18 protein-coding genes and 1 pseudogene are annotated in these 17,627 nt (G+C 60.6%); 7 read left to right on the forward strand and 12 right to left on the reverse strand.

Annotated elements, in window-relative coordinates:
• Positions 1–239: 239 nt before the first annotated feature.
• The 3 genes from PTE31013_RS10850 to PTE31013_RS10865 form a co-directional block, all read right to left on the reverse strand.
• The gene (locus PTE31013_RS10850) at positions 240–581 is read right to left on the reverse strand and encodes a DHCW motif cupin fold protein (protein ID WP_150612817.1); all 342 of its coding nucleotides are present in this window, start codon (positions 579–581) and stop codon (positions 240–242) included.
• A gap of 285 nt (positions 582–866) precedes the next feature.
• Entirely contained in the window at positions 867–1,208 is a 342-nt protein-coding gene (locus PTE31013_RS10860) for a BrnA antitoxin family protein (protein WP_174978517.1), read from the reverse strand.
• Between the two features lie 6 nt (positions 1,209–1,214).
• Positions 1,215–1,466: a BrnT family toxin gene (locus PTE31013_RS10865; protein WP_246174275.1), complete on the reverse strand. Its 252-nt coding sequence runs from the start codon at positions 1,464–1,466 to the stop codon at positions 1,215–1,217.
• Positions 1,467–1,896: 430 nt separating this feature from the next.
• On the opposite strand from PTE31013_RS10865, the gene PTE31013_RS10870 reads away from it, so the two are divergent.
• The 3 genes from PTE31013_RS10870 to PTE31013_RS10880 all read left to right on the forward strand — a co-directional run bounded on the left by PTE31013_RS10870 (position 1,897) and on the right by PTE31013_RS10880 (position 4,837).
• Entirely contained in the window at positions 1,897–2,781 is an 885-nt protein-coding gene (locus tag PTE31013_RS10870) for an MBL fold metallo-hydrolase (RefSeq protein ID WP_150612818.1), read from the forward strand.
• 29 nt (positions 2,782–2,810) lie between these two features.
• On the forward strand, positions 2,811–3,779 hold the full coding sequence (locus tag PTE31013_RS10875) for an alpha/beta hydrolase (RefSeq protein WP_150612819.1): 969 nt from the start codon (positions 2,811–2,813) through the stop codon (positions 3,777–3,779).
• A 161-nt stretch (positions 3,780–3,940) separates the two neighbouring features.
• A complete protein-coding gene (locus PTE31013_RS10880; RefSeq protein ID WP_150612820.1) occupies positions 3,941–4,837 on the forward strand; it encodes a LysR family transcriptional regulator in 897 nt (298 codons plus the stop codon).
• A gap of 38 nt (positions 4,838–4,875) precedes the next feature.
• Here the strand turns inward: PTE31013_RS10880 and PTE31013_RS10885 are convergent, their stop codons facing one another.
• A complete protein-coding gene (locus PTE31013_RS10885; protein ID WP_150612821.1) occupies positions 4,876–5,823 on the reverse strand; it encodes a LysR family transcriptional regulator in 948 nt (315 codons plus the stop codon).
• A 179-nt stretch (positions 5,824–6,002) separates the two neighbouring features.
• Here PTE31013_RS10885 and PTE31013_RS10890 point away from each other — a divergent pair, with 179 nt between their 5' ends.
• Positions 6,003–6,926, forward strand: coding sequence for a gluconolaconase (locus PTE31013_RS10890; protein WP_150612822.1), 924 nt, complete (start codon positions 6,003–6,005; stop codon positions 6,924–6,926).
• 86 nt (positions 6,927–7,012) lie between these two features.
• Here the strand turns inward: PTE31013_RS10890 and PTE31013_RS10895 are convergent.
• The 5 genes and pseudogenes from PTE31013_RS10895 to PTE31013_RS10915 form a co-directional block, all read right to left on the reverse strand.
• Positions 7,013–7,174: pseudogene (locus tag PTE31013_RS10895) on the reverse strand (STAS domain-containing protein); the annotation flags it as partial.
• A 120-nt stretch (positions 7,175–7,294) separates the two neighbouring features.
• A complete protein-coding gene (locus tag PTE31013_RS10900) occupies positions 7,295–8,674 on the reverse strand; it encodes a tripartite tricarboxylate transporter permease (RefSeq protein WP_150612823.1) in 1,380 nt (459 codons plus the stop codon).
• Positions 8,671–9,177, reverse strand: a complete 507-nt coding sequence (locus PTE31013_RS10905; RefSeq protein WP_425495556.1) for a hypothetical protein — start codon at positions 9,175–9,177, stop codon at positions 8,671–8,673. Before PTE31013_RS10905 ends, PTE31013_RS10900 begins: the two co-directional genes overlap by 4 nt.
• 60 nt (positions 9,178–9,237) lie before the next feature.
• Positions 9,238–10,167: a hydroxymethylglutaryl-CoA lyase gene (locus PTE31013_RS10910; protein ID WP_150613038.1), complete on the reverse strand. Its 930-nt coding sequence runs from the start codon at positions 10,165–10,167 to the stop codon at positions 9,238–9,240.
• Positions 10,160–11,446 (reverse strand): hydroxymethylglutaryl-CoA reductase, degradative, encoded by a 1,287-nt coding sequence (locus tag PTE31013_RS10915; RefSeq protein WP_150612824.1) that lies wholly within the window; start codon positions 11,444–11,446, stop codon positions 10,160–10,162. The genes PTE31013_RS10910 and PTE31013_RS10915 overlap by 8 nt, the downstream gene beginning before the upstream one ends.
• Before the next feature lie 198 nt (positions 11,447–11,644).
• Here PTE31013_RS10915 and PTE31013_RS10920 point away from each other — a divergent pair, with 198 nt between their 5' ends.
• The 3 genes from PTE31013_RS10920 (at position 11,645) to PTE31013_RS10930 (ending at position 14,314) form a co-directional block, all read left to right on the forward strand.
• Entirely contained in the window at positions 11,645–12,994 is a 1,350-nt protein-coding gene (locus tag PTE31013_RS10920) for an aminotransferase-like domain-containing protein (RefSeq protein ID WP_425495557.1), read from the forward strand.
• Between the two features lie 204 nt (positions 12,995–13,198).
• Complete coding sequence (locus tag PTE31013_RS10925) at positions 13,199–13,936, forward strand: class I SAM-dependent methyltransferase (RefSeq protein ID WP_150612826.1); 738 nt, start codon at positions 13,199–13,201, stop codon at positions 13,934–13,936.
• 3 nt (positions 13,937–13,939) lie between these two features.
• Positions 13,940–14,314, forward strand: a complete 375-nt coding sequence (locus PTE31013_RS10930) for a GtrA family protein (RefSeq protein WP_150612827.1) — start codon at positions 13,940–13,942, stop codon at positions 14,312–14,314.
• A 4-nt stretch (positions 14,315–14,318) separates the two neighbouring features.
• Here PTE31013_RS10930 and PTE31013_RS10935 read toward each other — a convergent pair whose 3' ends face one another.
• The 3 genes from PTE31013_RS10935 to PTE31013_RS10945 are packed head-to-tail and all read right to left on the reverse strand — an operon-like array spanning position 14,319 to position 17,600.
• On the reverse strand, positions 14,319–15,380 hold the full coding sequence (locus PTE31013_RS10935) for a glycosyltransferase family 2 protein (RefSeq protein ID WP_150612828.1): 1,062 nt from the start codon (positions 15,378–15,380) through the stop codon (positions 14,319–14,321).
• Positions 15,361–16,308, reverse strand: a complete 948-nt coding sequence (locus tag PTE31013_RS10940; RefSeq protein WP_150612829.1) for a phosphatase PAP2 family protein — start codon at positions 16,306–16,308, stop codon at positions 15,361–15,363. The genes PTE31013_RS10935 and PTE31013_RS10940 overlap by 20 nt, the downstream gene beginning before the upstream one ends.
• A complete protein-coding gene (locus PTE31013_RS10945) occupies positions 16,305–17,600 on the reverse strand; it encodes a glycosyltransferase family 87 protein (protein ID WP_150612830.1) in 1,296 nt (431 codons plus the stop codon). Before PTE31013_RS10945 ends, PTE31013_RS10940 begins: the two co-directional genes overlap by 4 nt.
• Between the last annotated feature and the right edge of the window lie 27 nt (positions 17,601–17,627).

Raw genomic sequence — 17,627 nt, forward strand, 5'->3', positions numbered from 1 at the left:
CATTGATACACTTGAGTCATCGGCGGACACCGCCTCCGCCAGTTTTCTTCGATTTCCCTGATAGTCGCTACTGACTTTTGTGGGCGGTGCTCCGCAATTTGGGCGGGGTTGCTCCGCAAAAGCTGGGAATTGTGCCCAGGAACATAGCGCCCGGACGCGGGAATGATTAGCGTACCTTGGCACAATCACTGGCGGTTTGCGACCCAGAGCGGTACTTTGACTATCTCAATTGCGATTGCTCAGTCAACGATGAAGAGCTTGGCACCCGTCTTCGTATAGGACTGATGTGGCTCCGCGTTATCTCCGACTTGATAGCTCGTGCCGGATGTCAAAACGAATTTCCGTCCATCGTCGAGGGTCGTTTCCAACTCGCCTTCCAGGCAGAAAAGAATGTGCCCTTTTTGACACCAATGGTCCGCAAGATAGCCAGGGGAATATTCCACCATTCGCACTCGGATTTGATTCGGCTTTTCACCAAAAAATCGTGTGCGCCAATAAGCTACACCGGTCTCGCCGCTGTGCTCCGTCGCCTCAACTTCCGCCCAGTTGGTCGTACCGAAGGCAAATGCGTCCATTTTCATAATGCTATTTCCCTGTCTAAATTGATCTCGTGCGCATAGGCAGTTCTGGCCCCCCAGGCGCTCAAGCGGCTCGGCGTCAAGACATACCCGAGCAGATTGGTCGCGGCCTATAACGCTGGCAGCACCACGCAGTTGCCCGCGAAAGTTGTCATCAATACCGGGAACCGCCGTGTTACCCGCAAGCTAGGGTTTGGCCGGCAATTCATCCAGTATGAGAACGATTTCGAAAGAACTATTTGAACTTATCGACGCGTCGGTCGCGAGAGAATATCTCAGCACCTTCCATCACACCAAATGTGGGTGCTCTGCGATGAACTGTCGCAACGCCGCATCGATTCGCGTTTGCCAACCGCTGCCCGACGCCTTGAAGTAATCGACAACCTCCGGCGACAGCCGAATGTTGATTCGCTCCTTCGTCACATCGGCCTTGGGCCGACCACGAGGCTTGAGCAGTTTCTCCGCAGCCTCCTCGCCAACAATCCCCGACAACACTCCACTCGCAGGTCGCGCCTTAGCGAACTCCTGCTTCGTCCACGCCGGATTCTGCGAATCCTGGCCCATCTGCTTCTTGATCTTGGCGTCCTCTGCCGGTGTAGGGAGGACGGTTCCCGGCTTACGTTTCGGCATAGCGTTTCACCTCTCGCGAATTCGCCTTGCGCAAGCTGAAGCCATGTATTTTTCTGCGCGAGGCGCGAAGACCAATGCGAACAGCCGACCACCGGTGTACCCAAAGGCCCGGCGGCGTCTTTCGCCATCGTCGACTCGAACATGCTCTTCGATCACCGCGCTGTCCCATTCGAAGTCCAGGACCATCGTGAACGGCAAACCCCATTCCTGCACATTCCGGTCACTTTTCGCCAGGTCGAATCTGGTATCCATCGGCATTTATTGCACTCACAACAATTCTCGCCCAACAACTATTTTTGTGGCGACAATAAATCAAGAAGTTTTCGGAGCGCATGCCGCCAAACCCCTCCAAATCTTGCTCAGCAACCCGTTTTCCGCCCCCAGTAAACACGCGGGCGTCCGGGCTTTCGCGCCTTCCGCTTCTCGAAGCAACGCCTCCCCTAACGCCTTCCCCCACAACGATTTCCCAGCAAGACTTGAAAACCGGCAAAGGGGTAATCGGGGGACGTCACTGCTCTGAAGCCGACAGCGGTCATCCATCGCGCTCCCCGATTGAGGTGACGTCCAACGTTCGCGTTTTCGCAACGATGGTTTCGCCCTTGCCTGCTTCTTTGTCCGGTCTGCGCCGGGCACTATGCGGTCCATGCCTCGATACCTCTTCGCGGCGCCTTTCACAGGACGGCCCCAAATGGACACGATTCACAGTTATCAGATCGGGAACGCGACAGTCACTCGCGTAACCGAACTCATCCTGCCAGAGATTCCCGCAGATTATCTTTTCCCTGACCGCGACCGCTCCGTTCTGACCGACGCCCGGCCGCACTGGATTGGCTCGGAAAACACCTCTGATGACGGCCAGAACGTCGCGCTGAGCGTACACAGCTGGATCGTTCAGATTGGTGGCAAGACCCTCCTTATCGACACCGGCGCAGGTAACGGCAAAAACCGCCCGCTGAATCCCGTATTCAATCAGCTGGAAACGCCGTATCTGAGCCGGCTTGCGGCCGCGGGCGTGCGACCAGCCGACATTGACCTCGTTCTCATCACGCACCTGCACGTCGATCACGTTGGCTGGAATACAGTGCTCGCCGGCGATCGCTGGGTACCGACATTCCCGAACGCGCAATACGTGTTTTCTGCGCCCGAGTACCAGTTCTATGCGAACGAAGAGCATGTGCAAACCCCGAGCGCCGGCATCTTCGCTGACAGCGTGCAGCCGATCGTGGACGCGGGTCAGGCTGTATTGATCGATGCCTCGCATCAGCAGCCTGTCGAGGGCTTCACCTTCCACCAGACCAAAGGACATAGCTTCGATCATCTGTCGATCAGCCTTGAATCGGCGGGCAAACTGGCCTTGTTCTCAGGTGATGTCATGCATCACCCAGTGCAGGTCGCCGAACCTGACTGGAACTCGGTCTTTTGTGAGTTCCAGGACGACGCGCGACGCTCACGCCACTGGGCACTGAATTTCGCAGCGAACAATCACGCCACGTTTTTCAGCAGTCATTTCCCAGGCACCTCGGTTGGCGTTGTTGAACGCGACGGCACCGGATTCAACTGGATTCCGCGCTAATCAATCCCATTCTTTCCAGAGACAAGATCATGACCAAGAAAACCGAAGTTCACGTCCGCGACTTCATGATTCCAAGCGACACGCCAGACATTGAGCTCCATATCCGCAACAAGCGTCCCGCCGGTCAGGAGAAGTTCGACGACGCCCACACCGTGATGATGATGCACGGCGCAACGTACGGATCGGGCAGCCTTTACGACACGTCCCTCGAAGGGTACTCGTTCATGGACTATCTGGCGCAGGCAGGCTTCGACGTGTACGCCGTCGATGTCCGTGGCTACGGCGACTCCACCCGCCCGCAGGAAATGGACCTCCCGGCATCGCAAAGTGAGCCGCTTGGTCGAACTGAGTCCGGCATTCGCGACTTCACGACAGCAGTCAACTTCGTCTTACGCACGTCGGGCATTGCGCGATTGAATGTGATTGGCATGTCGTGGGGCGGCAGCGTCACAGGTACCTTCACAGCGCGTAACGGACACAAGGTTCGCAAGCTGGGACTTATCGCGCCTCAGTGGGTCAGCGACAAGCCGATTCCGCTGGATGCAGGCGGCCCACTTGGCGGCTACCGTGTGGTGCGCGCCGCTGACGCACGTGAGCGTTGGGTGGGCGCAGCACCGCAATGGAAGCGCGATACCCTGATTCCCGCCGGCGGCTTCCAAGCCTGGCTCGAAAACACAGTTCGGTCGGAACCGGATGCGGAACTTCGTGCGAATCAATCGGTGCGCGCTGTTAACGGACCGGTACAGGATATTCGCGAATTCTGGTCCAAGGGGAAGCCGTTTTATGACCCTGCCCAGATCGAGGTGCCCGTTCTCCTGATCCACGGCGAATGGGATGTTGACGTGCCGATTGCGCTGGCTCAAGACTATTTCCTCCATCTCACCGGCACCACCGACAAGCGCTGGCTTGAACTCGGGGAAGCAACTCATATGCTGGTGCTCGAGAAGAATCGCCGGGAAGCCTTCGAGGCGCTTGTCCGGTTCATGGGCGAGGCGTAAGCCATCCGGGTCGTGCGCTGGAACAACACGCAAGCCGCGTCCCGCGGACGCGACTATCCGCCGTTGACACATTGGGTGTGCGAGAATTCAGCGCGCACGCGCTGCTGCCGAACCGACCGTCGTCATAGCTCTCCGTCTGGCCCATCGTAATGGCTCAATGAATGGATAAACTCTCTGCGATGCAAGCATTTGTTCGGGTCGTCGACGCCGGGACATTTACTCGGGCGGCTGATCTGATGAGTGTGCCGAAGTCAACTGTGACACGTTTAGTCCAGGAACTCGAAAAAGAATTGGGTGTGCGCCTTCTGCATCGAACCAGCAGACGACTCACCCTGACCCAGGAAGGTCAGGTTTATTACGAAGGTTCAGTACGCGTACTCGACGAAGTTGGCTCATTGGACGGCAGCGTGCTCAGTGCGATTCGCTCTCCGAAGGGGAAGATCAAGATCGAGCTACCCAGTTCGCTGGCCCAGCACGTCGTCATACCGGCGATGCCTGATTTTTTTGCGCGCTACCCGGATGTACAGGTCGACATGAATGTGGGAAATCGGCCGGTGGACCTGATTGCCGAAAACCTCGACTGTGTGCTGCGGCTGGGACCGTTGCTCAACGACTCGCTTATTGCGAGGCCCGCAGGTACGCTGACGCTTGTGACCTGTGCAGCGCCGGCATACCTTTCCCGACAGGGCACACCGCAAGCCCCTTCCGATCTCGGCCAGGGCCATACGATCGTGCGAATGGCATCACCGCGCACCGGTCGCGACCTTGTGTTCCCGCTCGCAATGGGCGACGCTGTAATTGACGTACACGGTGCCTATCAGATCACGCTCAACGACTCCGGCGCGGCGCTCGCCGCGGGTATTGCTGGTCTCGGCGTGCTCACCACCTACGAGTTCCTGGTGAGACCTCATCTGCAATCTGGCGCTTTACAACGACTCTTTCCAGAATGGCACGGCGCCCAGATTCCGGTCCACGTGGCTTACCCCGCCAACCGACATCTAGCGTCGAAGGTCCGTGTATTTGTCGATTGGGCGATTGAGATTTTGCGCAAGGCCTAGCCTCCCTGGACGCGGCGTCCGACCGACTCTGTCGAGCGCTACCGGTTTCGCGTCGCTTCCGGCCCACGCGAGGACGTCTGATCCCAGTAGGGAGGGGTCCCGACATGGTCGCGCATATGTTCAAGAAAGAGACGGGCCTTCTTCACATGTGATCGACCGGGAAGACGGACTGCATGGATTGCTGGGGCATCCTTCGCCGCGCTCCCGTCCTCTGACGGAAACAGTGAGACAAGTTCGCCACGTCGCAAACGCTCATCGACCAGCCACGTAGCCAGATGCACAATGCCGAACCCCGCGACCGCGGCGTCGAGCAACGTCTCGGTGTCGTCGCATTGCAGCCGCCCTTTAATGGGCAACGGGGCCCCCCGGTTCAGACCGGGAAAAGTCCACCACCCGCGCGGCGTCGGCTTCGACGACACCGTGAGGCATTCGTGATCGAGCAGATCTTTCAGCGTCTCCGGGCGCCCGTACTTTTCAAGGTATCCCGGGGACGCACAAAGCAGCCGCCGCAGCGGAGCGAGATGTGACGCTATGAGTTCCCCATCCGTCAGCCGCCCGATCCGTATGGCGATGTCGACGCGGTCTACCGACAGGTCGATCAACCTGTCGCTCAACCTGAGATCTACCTCTATCCCGGGATAGGTGCGTAGAAACGACTGCACCGCTGGCGCCACGTGCATGCGGCCAAACACGCCTGGTGCTGCGACCGTCAGTTGCCCTCGCAGTTCAGCATCGCTATTGGACATGGCCTCGCGTGCCTCGCTCAGTTCCGAGAGCACGTTGCGCGCCGTTCCCAGAAAAAACTGCCCCGCATCCGTCAACACCAGTTTTCGCGAACCGCGCCGAAACAGCGTAACGCCCAACGCCTGCTCCAAGCCCTCGATTCGGCGGGTCACCGACGACACGGCCACATCCAGGTCGAGCGCCGCCGTTGAAAAGTTTCCTGCGGCAACGACTGCCACAAACACCTCCAGATCTTTCAGCATCCCTTCACCTAAGTGTTTGCGTTTATTGCAAATTTAATTTGCAATCCCCCTCATTGTTGAGCCTTTAACGCAAAAGCACAATAGCGCCATCGACTCAACGGCATCGCGCCGCAAATAAAAGGAAGACGATCATGAACAAGTTCAATACGCTCTTGAACACACGCAAGGTATCGGCAGCTATGGCACTGGCCGCGACAAGCCTGCTTGCTTCGAACATCGCCACGGCTCGTGATATCACGTTCACGGCTGAGCAGACGTATCCGGAAAGCATCACTTGGTCCGCACACCAGCACCGTTTCATGGTGGGTTCCGTCCGGCACGGCACGATCGGAAAGGTGACGCCCCAAGGTAATTACACCCCGTTCATTCACGACGATCGCCTTGTGTCGACGTTGGGCCTGCTCGTAGACGATCAACGTAACGTTCTGTGGGTCACGAACTCAGATCCGGGCGCTGGCGAGCGAACCAGTGAGGCCACGCACGGCAAGTTGGCCGCTGTCGCCACCTACGACGCAACGACAGGTAAGCCGCTCGCGTATTACGATCTTTCGAGTATCGACCCCGGGGCTCACCTTGCCAACGATCTCGCGCTGGACGCCAATGGCAACGCGTATGTCACCGACAGCTTTTCGCCCGTCGTCTATCGAATCGACGCAAAGGGCCAGGCATCGATCTTCGCGCAGGACCCCCGATTCAAAACCGGCGACGGGTTCAACCTGAACGGTATCGCTTTCCATCACGATGGCTACCTGCTGATCGGGAACTACAACTCCGGGGACCTGTTCCGCGTGGACATCCACGATCCGACGAAGATCGCGCTTGTTAAGCTTCCAGAGCCGTTGAAAGGCGCAGACGGATTCGATCTGATCGACGGCAAGCATCTGGTAGTCGTGCAAAACGCGGGAGTGGACAGGACCGTCGAGCTTGTGTCGAACGATGGTTGGCAAACCGCAGCGATTGTGCGCACCGAGAAAAGCGAACAGTCGATGCCGACCGCCGCTGTCAGTAAGGATGGTCACGTGTACGTGCTGAACTCGCGGATCGATACGCTTTTCAAGTCGGGCTCGCCGAAGATCGATCAATACATCCTGCAACAGTTCTAAGTGCTTTCCTCCGGACCAGGTTGGCTCGACCTGGCCGGGGGCGGTTTGCTTGCCGCTGAAGCACAAGGGCGCCATCGCTATTTTCGGTCGGACGCTCGCTCGAGCACAGTCAGCGCGCGTGGCTTAAGCCGCACCAGGAGCAGCCGCTGTCCACGCGACGTCAATTCCGCAGAGAATATGCGCAGTGCTTCGATTACCGAACTATCGACATCCGGCGTTTCCTCGAGGCTCAGTATCACCGTCTGCACCAGGGTTGACTGGAGTTCCCATGATTTCCTGGAGAGTCTATAACCGACTGACAGAAGATCCTGGCCCGAGCGATTTGGCCGCTCACTGGAACGGCCATCGCCACTGTCGATCGACGACTTTCAGAAGAGTTTGACGAGCGCAGGCACACTCAATACCGCGACGTAATAGCCCATGAACTGCACACCGGTATTGAAAGCAAACATGCGCGACAGCAGTCCGCCGAACAACCCCACTGTCAGGATGACCGCCAGCCCGAGAAGCTGCCCCTCCCACACGCTGATGACGACGATGAGTCCGGCAAACGTCGCGATGATGGCTTCGTGACTCAGCTTTCGGGCCACGATCGATGCGGCACGGTGCGCGTAGTTCATGGCGAGCGGATACGCGATTAACGCGGCAAGCAGCACCGATAGCAGTCCGTAGCCGAGGAATTCCCAGCTCGACATCAGCGTATGCAGGTTGTTGACATGCCCCGTCGATGCATCGACAAAGAAGCGCGGCGGCGCGTTGAAGAGCGGCGCGGCCGGTCCCGCAGCGACCGGACTCAATGGCAGGCCGAACGCGATGAGCGGAATCAGCGCCTCAGCGATATACGTTGCCTCCGTCACACCATTTCTCGCCGCGATGACCGTGGTCAGCCGTTGATACGCGTGCTTGATGCGCGCGCCGACGACTTCCCCCATCACGACCGTCATGGCGACCGGACTGAATACGAACGTCGCACTTGAAACAGCAGCGGTCGCCATTGTCCATCCCGCCTGCTGCCGATCCAGCACCCGAAACGGATTGGGAAAATAACCCTTCCACCCCTTCACATCCGGCGCCAGTGAAAACGTCGAACGGTGTTCGCGACGCATGCGACGGCGCTCGACCGGAGACAGCACGGCAAACAGGTCAGCGATCAATGGGCCGATGGCAATGCCGAGAAAATAGCTCACGCTCAGCTTTACGCCGTACGTGCCCGTCAACGCCTGCAGACCCACGATCAGCAACACGAACGGAATCAACAGCAGCACGGACGCCAAGCGGCCCGCAGAGAAGTAGGCGATACCGATCGCAGCGGCAAGAAACACCCACGGCGCCGCCTTGGCGATGGCGCCGCCGAACGGTGCAAGCAGCACCGCAAACAAGACCGCCAGCGGAACCGCGACAAAAGCCGCGATAATCGCACCGGACGTCATCTTGCGCAGCGCGATATGTGGCACGCCGAGTGCGCGCAGCATCGTCGCCTGCTGAAGCAGTGGCGCCGCCATCGTGTCGCCGGGAATGCCCAGCAATGCCGTAGGAATCGAGTGCGTCATATGCTTGGCAACCGCCCCGGCCATGAAGAACGTGAACACGCCCGCCGGCGGCACCCCGAGCAAGGCGACCAGCAAGGTGAGCGGCGCAATGGTCGTTGTTTCGTCTGTGCCGGAGATCAGACCGATGCCCGAAAAAACGATCGCGCCGATCAGACCCATGCCGAGCGCGACGACGATTTGATGGACGAGCGGACTCATTGACGTTCTCCTTGAATCGCAACATCGTCACCGCAGCGCTTTTCCGCCGACGCAAACAGTTCGAGCAGACCGAGTTCCTCCATCTCGGCTCGAGCCGACGGCGAAAGATCGTCGATGGTTCCCAGACCGCCAGATTCTGCGGCAAGTAATTGCAGCACGCGCATGCGCTCGGACTCGTCGGTCGCGTGCTCAACGACCAGCCGCTTCGGTTTGAACAGGTATGCGCAAATAGCGCCGGCCATCAGACAGCCAGCAAGTCCCACGAGCATCGCGTAAGCGCGCGCGATGGCCGCGTCGGCAACGAACGCCGACAGCACATGCTTACCCGCAAAAAACGCCCCGACGCTGATGCCTATGCCAAGCGCGACCGCCCCTCCGAGATGCCGGAGATCGACCGTGTCACCCCACACCTCGGCATAGCGCGCAGAGGTCTCCTCGGCGCGGATTGTTGATGCCGGTTGCACCATAGCGGTTGTCGCGGAATGTCCGCGGTACTGTTCCATCTGTCTCCTCCGTTTTCTGAAGCATTTGTTATGGGATTCGCGTGTTTCCCGCCATCCCTTTCAAACCGACGCACGCCTGACCTCACGCGCACGGCTCGCGCGTGCAACGCTCGACGATGTCGTCCTGCTCAACGCATTCGAAATGAAGCTGCCTGCGTCGATGAGTGCTGCAAGCTCGATTCCCGTCGCAATACCGAGTTCGTGGCACAGATAGACCACGTCTTCTGTCGCCACATTGCCCGTCGCGCCCGGCGAATACGGACATCCGCCGATTCCCGACACCGAACTGTCGAACGTCGAGATACCCGTCTGCAACGCAGCGTAGACGTTGGCCGTTGCCATGCCCCACGTATCGTGGAAGTGTCCGGCGAGCGCTGCGACCGGCACATCCTTCGCGCACGCATCGATCATGCGCCGCGTCTTCACTGGTGTGCCGGTGCCGATAGTGTCGCCCAGACTGATCTCGTAACAGCCCATCCGGTACAGCCGCGCAGCCACCGCGGCGACGTGGTCCGTATCGACGTCGCCTTCGAACGGACAGCCCAGCACGCAGGAAACGTAACCGCGCACGCGAACGCCCGCTGCCAGGGCCTTCTCCACGACGGGGGCAAAGCGATCGATGCTCTCCGCGATCGAGCAATTGATGTTCTTCCGAGAGAAAGTCTCCGATGCCGCAGCGAAGACGGCGACTTCGCCGCATCTCGCCGCCAGCGCGGCATCGAGTCCCTTGAGATTCGGCACCAGCGCCGAGAACACGACGCCTTCCTTGCGTTCGATGTCGCGCAGCACCTGCGCGCCGTCCGCCATCTGCGGCACCCATTTCGGCGAGACGAACGATGCCGCCTCGATCCATCTCACCCCCGCAGCGACCAGCCGGCGGACCAACTCAACCTTCGTCGCACTCGGCACGATCGACGACTCGTTCTGCAACCCGTCGCGTGGACCGACCTCGACGATCTTCACGCTCTGCGGTAGCACCGGCTCACGCATGACGAGGCCCTGCCAGCAATTCAATAGCGAAATCGGTGCGTACATCCTTCGCGGCGACCATCTTTTTCACGACCCAGTCGATCTCGTCACCTTTCGCCCCCGCCGACATTGCAATGTTGCGGGCATGCAGCGCCATGTGTCCGCGCTGAATCCCCTCGGTCGCGAGTGCGCGCAATGCGCCCAGATTCTGCGCGAGACCCACCGCAACGGCGATCTCGCCCAGTTCCTGCGCCGATTTCACATCCATGATCTTCAACGCCAGGCGTGCCAGCGGGTGCGTCTTGGTCGCGCCGCCGACCAGGCCGACCGGCATCGGCAACTCGATTGTCCCGACGAGGTCGCCGTTCTTCGCTTTCTCCCACGTCGTCAGCGATGTATAACGCCCGCTGCGGCTCGCGTAGGCGTGCGCGCCCGCTTCGACCGCGCGCCAGTCGTTGCCGGTCGCAACGATCACCGGATCGATGCCGTTCATGATCCCCTTGTTATGCGTCGCCGCGCGGTACGGATCGATGGACGCGAACAGATAGGCGTCGATCACGCCATTGATGACGTCTTCGCCCGAATACGCCTGGGTTGCGAGCGTCTCGGCGGAATAACGGACCTGCGCACGCGCGAGCCGCAGATCGGCGAGGTTGGAGAGAATGCGCAGACGCACCTTGCCCCCCGTCAGCGTCTCGATGCGGCCCGCAACGGATTCGGCCATCGTGTTGACGGTGTTTGCGCCCATCGCATCGCGCACGTCGACGATCAGGTGCGCGACCACCATCGCGCCGCGTGGCGTGTCGGGAAACACATGCACTTCGATGTCCCGGCATCCTCCGCCGAGACCGATCAGAACCTTGTCACGGCCGTTCGCGAGTTCGATCAGCTCGTCCTTGTGCTTCAGGATCGACAGTCGCGCGCCGTATGGATCGGACACGTCGACGATCTGTACCTGCGCGCGCATCAGGGGCCCCGTGCTCGACGTGCGAAAACCGCCCGACACTCGCGAGAGTTTGGCCATGAACGATGCGGCCGCCACGATCGACGGTTCCTCGACCGCCATCGGCACGATCACGTCCTTTCCGTTGATCTGGAAGTAGCCGGCGACAGCCATTGGCAACTCAAACGTGCCGATGACGTTTTCGATCATTCCATTCGCGATGTCGAGCGGTAGTGCGCCGGGTTCGGCCAACTGCGCGTGCGCCGCATCGTCAAGCCCAACGGCCTTGCTGAGATGTGCGAGACGCTGCGCTGGTGACAGCGCACGATAGTTGGGAAGCGTCGAATCGATGGTCATTCATTTGTCCTTTGTGTCGAATGCCGCAGGGTCGTTATTGCTTGCGGTGGCCAGTCAGTGGACGAATAATAGGCTCCGTGTACCCTTTTTGAAGATACAGTTATCCACGACAGTCGAATGACTGTACCCATTACGGTCGGCTTATTTTGCGGAGCAACAATGAGGAATCGGCATGAGAGGGGCACCCTATCGAGCTCGATGGCAGACAATTTGGCCAGACAGATCGAGGACGGCTTACTGCCCGCTGGCGCCAAGCTCCCCTCGATTAGGGAATACGCTGAGGCGGCCGGTTGCTCGAAGAACACAGTCATCAGCGCGTTCGACAACCTGACGGCGAAAGGGCTGATCGAGCCGCGGCGCGGCTCCGGCTTCTTCGTGGCACGGCGCGTGAAAGCCACCGACGAGATCGATGAACCATCGACGCTCGATCGCGCCATGGATATCGTTTGGCTGATGCGCGAGCAGTTGCAGGTCAAACCCGACGTGCTCAATCTCGGTGAGGGGTTCCCGCCGGTCGAATGGCTCGAAGAGACGCGCCTCGATCAGTACCATCAACGCGTCGTGCGCACCGGCGTGGCGTCGCTGTTCCGTTATGGAAGCCGCTACGGCTATCTGCCTCTGAGGCAGTCGCTGCAGCAAAAACTGGCAGGCTACGAGATCGACGCGAGTCCGTCGCAAATCGTGCTCGCGCACGGCGCCAATCAGGCAATGGACCTGGTGCTGCGTTACTTCGTACGGCCCGGCGACACGGTTCTGGTCGACGATCCCGGGTACTACCCGCTGTTCGGAAAGCTCAGGCTGAGTGGGGCGAACATCGTCGGCGTGCCGCGCGACGTCGACGGGCCAGACATCGGCAAGCTCGAAGCGCATCTCGTCACGTATCGGCCGAAGCTTTTTTTCACGCAGTCGGTGGGCCATAATCCGACTGCGACCGATACCAGTGCGGCGAAGGCCCATCGCATTCTGCAACTGGCCGAACGACACGATCTGACGATCGTCGAAGACGACGCGCTTGCCGATCTGAGACCACGCTCGTTGACACGCATCGCGACCCTGGACCAACTGCGGCGCACGATCTATATCGGCAGCTTCGCCAAGTCCGTTTCCGCAGCATTACGCGTCGGATTCCTTGCGTGCAACCCAGCGCTTGCCAGCGATCTGGCCGACGTGAAAATGCTCACCCACGTAAGCAGCTCCGAATACTGCGAACGCACACTCGATGCGATCATCAGCGACGGTCACTTCCTGCGGCACACAAATCGCCTCCAGGAGAAGCTGCGACGCGCAACGGGCGCGGCTATCACCGCGCTCACCCGTTTGAATGCGGAAATCTATAGACCTTGCGACCAGAGTCTGTATTTGTGGGCATCGTTGCCGGGCTGGTCCGATTCGATGAAGCTGGCCGCGGCGCTCATCGAACATGGTGTCATCCTCGCGCCGGGCGCGGTGTTCTCGCCGACGGGGGAGCAAGTGTCGGCTTACTGCCGGTTCAACGTTGCGTACCTCGCGGACAAGCGCTTTGCGGCTGCGTTGAACGCCTGCGCGTAGCCGACCTTCACCGCCGTAGTCCTGCGAGGCTCTCCATCCTGCCGAATGGTCAAGATCAAAAATTGGCACTTCTGTACATCGGGCTTTCCGGCATCGAATCAGGATTACCCGATAACGTCTGGCTTCGGCTGGTCCCCCTGCCTATACTGAACGCATAGTCGCGTCGAGACTCCGGCGCGGTGGCTCACACGGGAGGAAAGCGCCATGTCGCCTGAAGCATATCTCGATATGGCCGGCACCGAAGACCATCACTGGTGGTTCCAAGGTCGCAGAAGCATTCTCGGCGATGTCATCCATCGCTTGTCATTGCCTGCGAATGCCGCGATTCTGGAAATCGGTTCGGGCACTGGCGGCAACCTCGATATGCTGGCCGCTCACGGGCGTGTCCACGCCATCGAGATGGACACCGAGGCATGCGCTATCGCCCGTCGAAAAACCGGCGGACGTTTCGACATTCGGCAAGGCCATTGCCCCGACGAAATGCCCTTCGACGGCACCCGCTTCGATCTGATCTGCCTCTTTGACTGCCTGGAACACATCGGGCCCGATGTTGCTTCGCTGCGATGTGTTCGCGATCGCCTCGCGCCCGGGGGGGCGGTTCTGGTTTCCGTGCCGGCGAACGCGTGGATGTGGAGCCAGCATGACGTGATGCTGCACCATCATCGGCGTTATAGCCGGCAGACGTTGACGACGACCGCCGAGTCCGCCGGGCTCGCCATCGAACGCGTGACCTACTTCAACACCGCCCTGTTCCCCCTGGCTGTCGTTGCGCGCATGAAAGATCGACTCCTTCACGCCCCAATCGCCTCGGGCACCACCGTCCCGGCATCGTGGCTCAACACCTCGCTCTATCGGATCTTCAGTGCCGAGCGCTGGATCCTGCCCTACATCGACCTGCCGTTCGGCGTATCGCTGCTGGCGGTGCTCCGCGCGAATCCCTAGCGCATGATCCCGGTGATGCAGGGGCGTTTCGTTCGTTTCGGGATGTCGGGCATGGCATCGACCGGCGTGCACGTGGCAACGGCGGCGACATTGCTGGCGACAACGCCGGTGGGGCCGACGTTCGCGAACGCCGCGGCGTTTTGCGTCGCAACGATCTGCTCCTATTTGCTCAACACGTTGTGGAGCTTCTCGTCGCGTATCGATCACGCCAACGTCGCCCGCTTCGCGCTGGTGTCACTGATCGGGCTGGGCATGACCACGGCGATTGCCCACACCGTGGCGGCGATGGGTGGCGTCGCATGGCTCGGCATTGGCGCCGTCGTGGCCACGGTGCCCCCCGTTACGTACCTGATGCATCGCCACTGGACTTATCGCTAAGCGCTCAGTGCGTGCCCCAACGCCTCGCGGAAACGGTGGGCATACGATGGTCACGCAAGCGTGTCGCCGCATGTCGCGGACGCGGCAACACCTGGGTCGGAAGATGGCTCACCTTGCCGGTGCCTTGATACCGGTGTCGCACCAGGTACACAGGCCGCCCCTTGGATTCGTCGTAAATCCGGCCCACGTATTCGCCCACGACACCGATACCGATCAGTTGGATGCCACCGATGAACAGGAGCACGCTCAGCAACGACGCGTAGCCCGGCACGTCGATGCCGAGGATGAAGGTGCGAAGGATGATGAACAATCCGTACACAAAGGCGGCAAAGGCAATCGAAAGCCCCGCGTAGGTCCAGCTTCGCAGCGGCCAGGTGCTGAAGCTTGTGATGCCCTCAAGCGCGAAGTTCCACAAGCGCCATCCCGAGAACTTCGATTGACCGGCGCTGCGAGGCAGGCGCTCGTACTCGATGACGGCAGTCCGATATCCAACCCACGCAAACAGCCCTTTCATGAACCGGCGGCGTTCGGGCAGGCGTTTGAGCGCATTCACCACGCGCCGGTCCATCAAACGGTAGTCCCCGACGTTCTCCGGCAACTTCACGTCTGAGAGCCAGTTGTGAACCCGGTAGTACATACCCGCCGTGACCCGTTTGAGATAAGGGTCGCAAGCGCGGTTCGCGCGCTTGGCGAGGACCACGTCGGCACCCTCTTCCCACAACGCGACCATCCGCACCATCAGCTCCGGCGGGTCCTGGAGATCGACGTCGATCGGAATGACCGCATCGCCGGTTGCTTCGCTGATGCCGGCGGTGAGCGCGGCTTCCTTGCCGAAGTTTCTCGTCAGGTCGATAACGCGAATACGTGCGTCGCGCTTGCGATAGCTCAGCAGTCGATCCAGCGTGTCGTCGTCGCTTCCGTCGTTGACGAAAACAATCTCGAAAGCGATCGATGTCATGCCCTCCATAATCGGCAAAATGCCTCGGAAGAACGGGTCGATGGCTTCGCTTTCGTTGAAGCACGGCACGACGAGCGATATCCGCTTTTTATCCGTGGATTTGTGCATGGTGGGCTCCCGGTTCCGAAGGGGCGATGGGCGGCAACGAACCGCCCGAGCCGGCGTGGACGCTCTGCGCCGGTATCATTTTCTCTGGCACGACGCCGAGAAGGGGGCGCGCGACGAAGATGGCAAGGACAGCGACGCCGATGCCGGCGAGAATATCGACCAGATAGTGACCGCCCTCGCTGATGGCGGACACAATCACCAGCAGGTTCAAGGGCACGAACACCCGGGCAAGACGCCGAGATCCACGTGCGGCGTGGATGAGCAGGACAGACAGCACCGCGTGATACGACGGCATCGAGATCAGGCCCTGAAGTTGCCCAAGATCGACGACCAGGAGTCGATGCTGCCGAAGCGCGTCGAAATGGGTCAGATCGGCAAGCTTGGCCGGATCTCCCCCAAAATGCGCAAAGGCGCCGGCCGCCGGTACGAATCCCGAAACGGCGATCGTCACCAGGCAAGACAACACCATGGCCGTCGAGAACACGCGCACCTCGACGAGCCGTCCGGTCAGCGACAGGAACACCACGACGAAGGCGATCTGCACCATGCCGCTGGCGTAGGCGAGTGCGAACGCCAGTGAGAGCAACCGATGCGCACGAACAAACGCGTGCCAGGTCGGCCAGTCGAAATGCAGCCACGCATCCATTTTCACGAGGCTGACGTCAACGAGCGGTGCATCGGTGGCGACCACGACATAACTGAGCAGCGCCGCTACATGACTGAAGACGATCAGGACGATGACCTGGGAGCAGGCAGTGCGAATTCGCTCGTCCGGGCGATAGTGCGTATAGACGATCCACACACCGGCAAGCGTGACGCAGGCCAGTGCCGGCAGGACAAGGCTGCCGGGGGCGATGCCGATCTGCAGCAAGGTCAAGCCGATGACGGCGGCAAGCGTAACGCAGGCGTTGATCCGGAGCCAGTTCATGATGTCGCCTCCCCGATCGGTTGCGTCGGCAGCGCGCGGGTTTCGCACCGGATCTTGCGGTGGATGCCCGCGAGGGTCGTCAGCGTGACCAGCGGCAGGAACTGGAAGCCGACGGCGTCCACCACGACGAGGCCCAGCAGCGGCGTGAGCCAGAGCAACACCAGCCACTCGCGTTCGCCGACATGCCAGCCATGCGTCACGCCATGAACGCATAGCCACGCGATCACCAGGCCGAGCCACACCATGTCGTAGTCATAGAGATAGGGGCTGATCAGCAGGCTGGCCGTGATAAGCGCGGCGGCCCGCAAGGGATAAGCACATGGCTTGCGCCAGGCGTTCGCGACGACCGCGACCGCCGATAGCGCCCCCATGGCATGCAGGACATAGGCGACCGATATCGGCGCATGCAGCATGCGGGCCATGATGAAAAGGCTGGGCATTCTGAACAGGTGCGCCTGTCCCTCGGCAACGGTCCCCTGCGCCACCTGCACGCCATGCACGAACGCCAGCACGGTGTCCGGACCGAACGCCGCGAGACTGAGCAGCCAGGTCGTCAGCACTGTCGCGAGACATGCGGCCAGCGCGCGCCAGGCTCGGCAGCACAGAAAGGCCAGCGGGAAAAGAATGGCGAGATGGGGTTTTACGAACAGCAGACCGGCACAGACCCCGGCCCAGGCGGCGTGTCGACGCAGTAGCCAGAGCGAGAGCCCGGCGAGTCCAGCGGTAAGGCAAGCCGCCTGTCCGGCGACGAGTACCAGCGCGACGCCGGGGAACCCGAGGATCGGCAGGATCGCCTGCGGCCATGGCGCGATCTTGCGGACAACGCGAACAAACAGCAGCAGCGCGCCGATTGCGAAAACCCCGTACGCCATCCAGTAAGGCAGCCATGCGAGCGGCAGCACCAGCAGCAGCATGGTCGGCGGATACAACCACGGCATGATGCCGTTCAGGTCACGCATGTAAGGCTCGACCAGGGTCTCGACCCGCGTCAGCTTGATGACGTCGTAGGCATCGAGCGCGTGTCCGTGAAGTCCGAGATAGGAAGCACTCCAGAACGGCAGGAAGTCGAGCGCGAACGGTGGCACGTCAGGCTGATGAAGGACGGCTCGACGGACGATCCATCCGATCGCCAGGATGACGTAGCAAGTGAGCGCAGCGAGCGGGTACAGCCTCAAGCGTCGCGCATCAAGCCAGTGAACCGGTGCTTCGCCATTGCCACCTGCGCGCGCCCCGATGCCGGTCCGCATGAGCGTGCATGCACGATGAACGTCCGTCCGGCGTCTAGCCTTCATGGTGTTTCCCCCGAAAGATCACTTCAA

The organism is Pandoraea terrigena, assembly GCF_902459705.1.
Classification (GTDB): domain Bacteria; phylum Pseudomonadota; class Gammaproteobacteria; order Burkholderiales; family Burkholderiaceae; genus Pandoraea; species Pandoraea terrigena.

Coding starts and splice junctions, on each gene's coding strand:
- PTE31013_RS10935 (WP_150612828.1), bottom strand. CDS start 15,380: ATGCACAAATCCACGGATAAAAAGCGGATATCGCTCGTCGTGCCGTGC.
- PTE31013_RS10910 (WP_150613038.1), bottom strand. CDS start 10,167: ATGCGTGAGCCGGTGCTACCGCAGAGCGTGAAGATCGTCGAGGTCGGT.
- PTE31013_RS10860 (WP_174978517.1), bottom strand. CDS start 1,208: ATGCCGAAACGTAAGCCGGGAACCGTCCTCCCTACACCGGCAGAGGAC.
- PTE31013_RS10875 (WP_150612819.1), top strand. CDS start 2,811: ATGACCAAGAAAACCGAAGTTCACGTCCGCGACTTCATGATTCCAAGC.
- PTE31013_RS10870 (WP_150612818.1), top strand. CDS start 1,897: ATGGACACGATTCACAGTTATCAGATCGGGAACGCGACAGTCACTCGC.
- PTE31013_RS10890 (WP_150612822.1), top strand. CDS start 6,003: ATGGCACTGGCCGCGACAAGCCTGCTTGCTTCGAACATCGCCACGGCT.
- PTE31013_RS10885 (WP_150612821.1), bottom strand. CDS start 5,823: ATGCTGAAAGATCTGGAGGTGTTTGTGGCAGTCGTTGCCGCAGGAAAC.
- PTE31013_RS10920 (WP_425495557.1), top strand. CDS start 11,645: ATGGCAGACAATTTGGCCAGACAGATCGAGGACGGCTTACTGCCCGCT.
- PTE31013_RS10850 (WP_150612817.1), bottom strand. CDS start 581: ATGAAAATGGACGCATTTGCCTTCGGTACGACCAACTGGGCGGAAGTT.
- PTE31013_RS10940 (WP_150612829.1), bottom strand. CDS start 16,308: ATGAACTGGCTCCGGATCAACGCCTGCGTTACGCTTGCCGCCGTCATC.
- PTE31013_RS10880 (WP_150612820.1), top strand. CDS start 3,941: ATGGATAAACTCTCTGCGATGCAAGCATTTGTTCGGGTCGTCGACGCC.
- PTE31013_RS10905 (WP_425495556.1), bottom strand. CDS start 9,177: ATGGAACAGTACCGCGGACATTCCGCGACAACCGCTATGGTGCAACCG.
- PTE31013_RS10900 (WP_150612823.1), bottom strand. CDS start 8,674: ATGAGTCCGCTCGTCCATCAAATCGTCGTCGCGCTCGGCATGGGTCTG.
- PTE31013_RS10925 (WP_150612826.1), top strand. CDS start 13,199: ATGTCGCCTGAAGCATATCTCGATATGGCCGGCACCGAAGACCATCAC.
- PTE31013_RS10865 (WP_246174275.1), bottom strand. CDS start 1,466: ATGCCGATGGATACCAGATTCGACCTGGCGAAAAGTGACCGGAATGTG.
- PTE31013_RS10915 (WP_150612824.1), bottom strand. CDS start 11,446: ATGACCATCGATTCGACGCTTCCCAACTATCGTGCGCTGTCACCAGCG.
- PTE31013_RS10930 (WP_150612827.1), top strand. CDS start 13,940: ATGATCCCGGTGATGCAGGGGCGTTTCGTTCGTTTCGGGATGTCGGGC.
- PTE31013_RS10945 (WP_150612830.1), bottom strand. CDS start 17,600: ATGAAGGCTAGACGCCGGACGGACGTTCATCGTGCATGCACGCTCATG.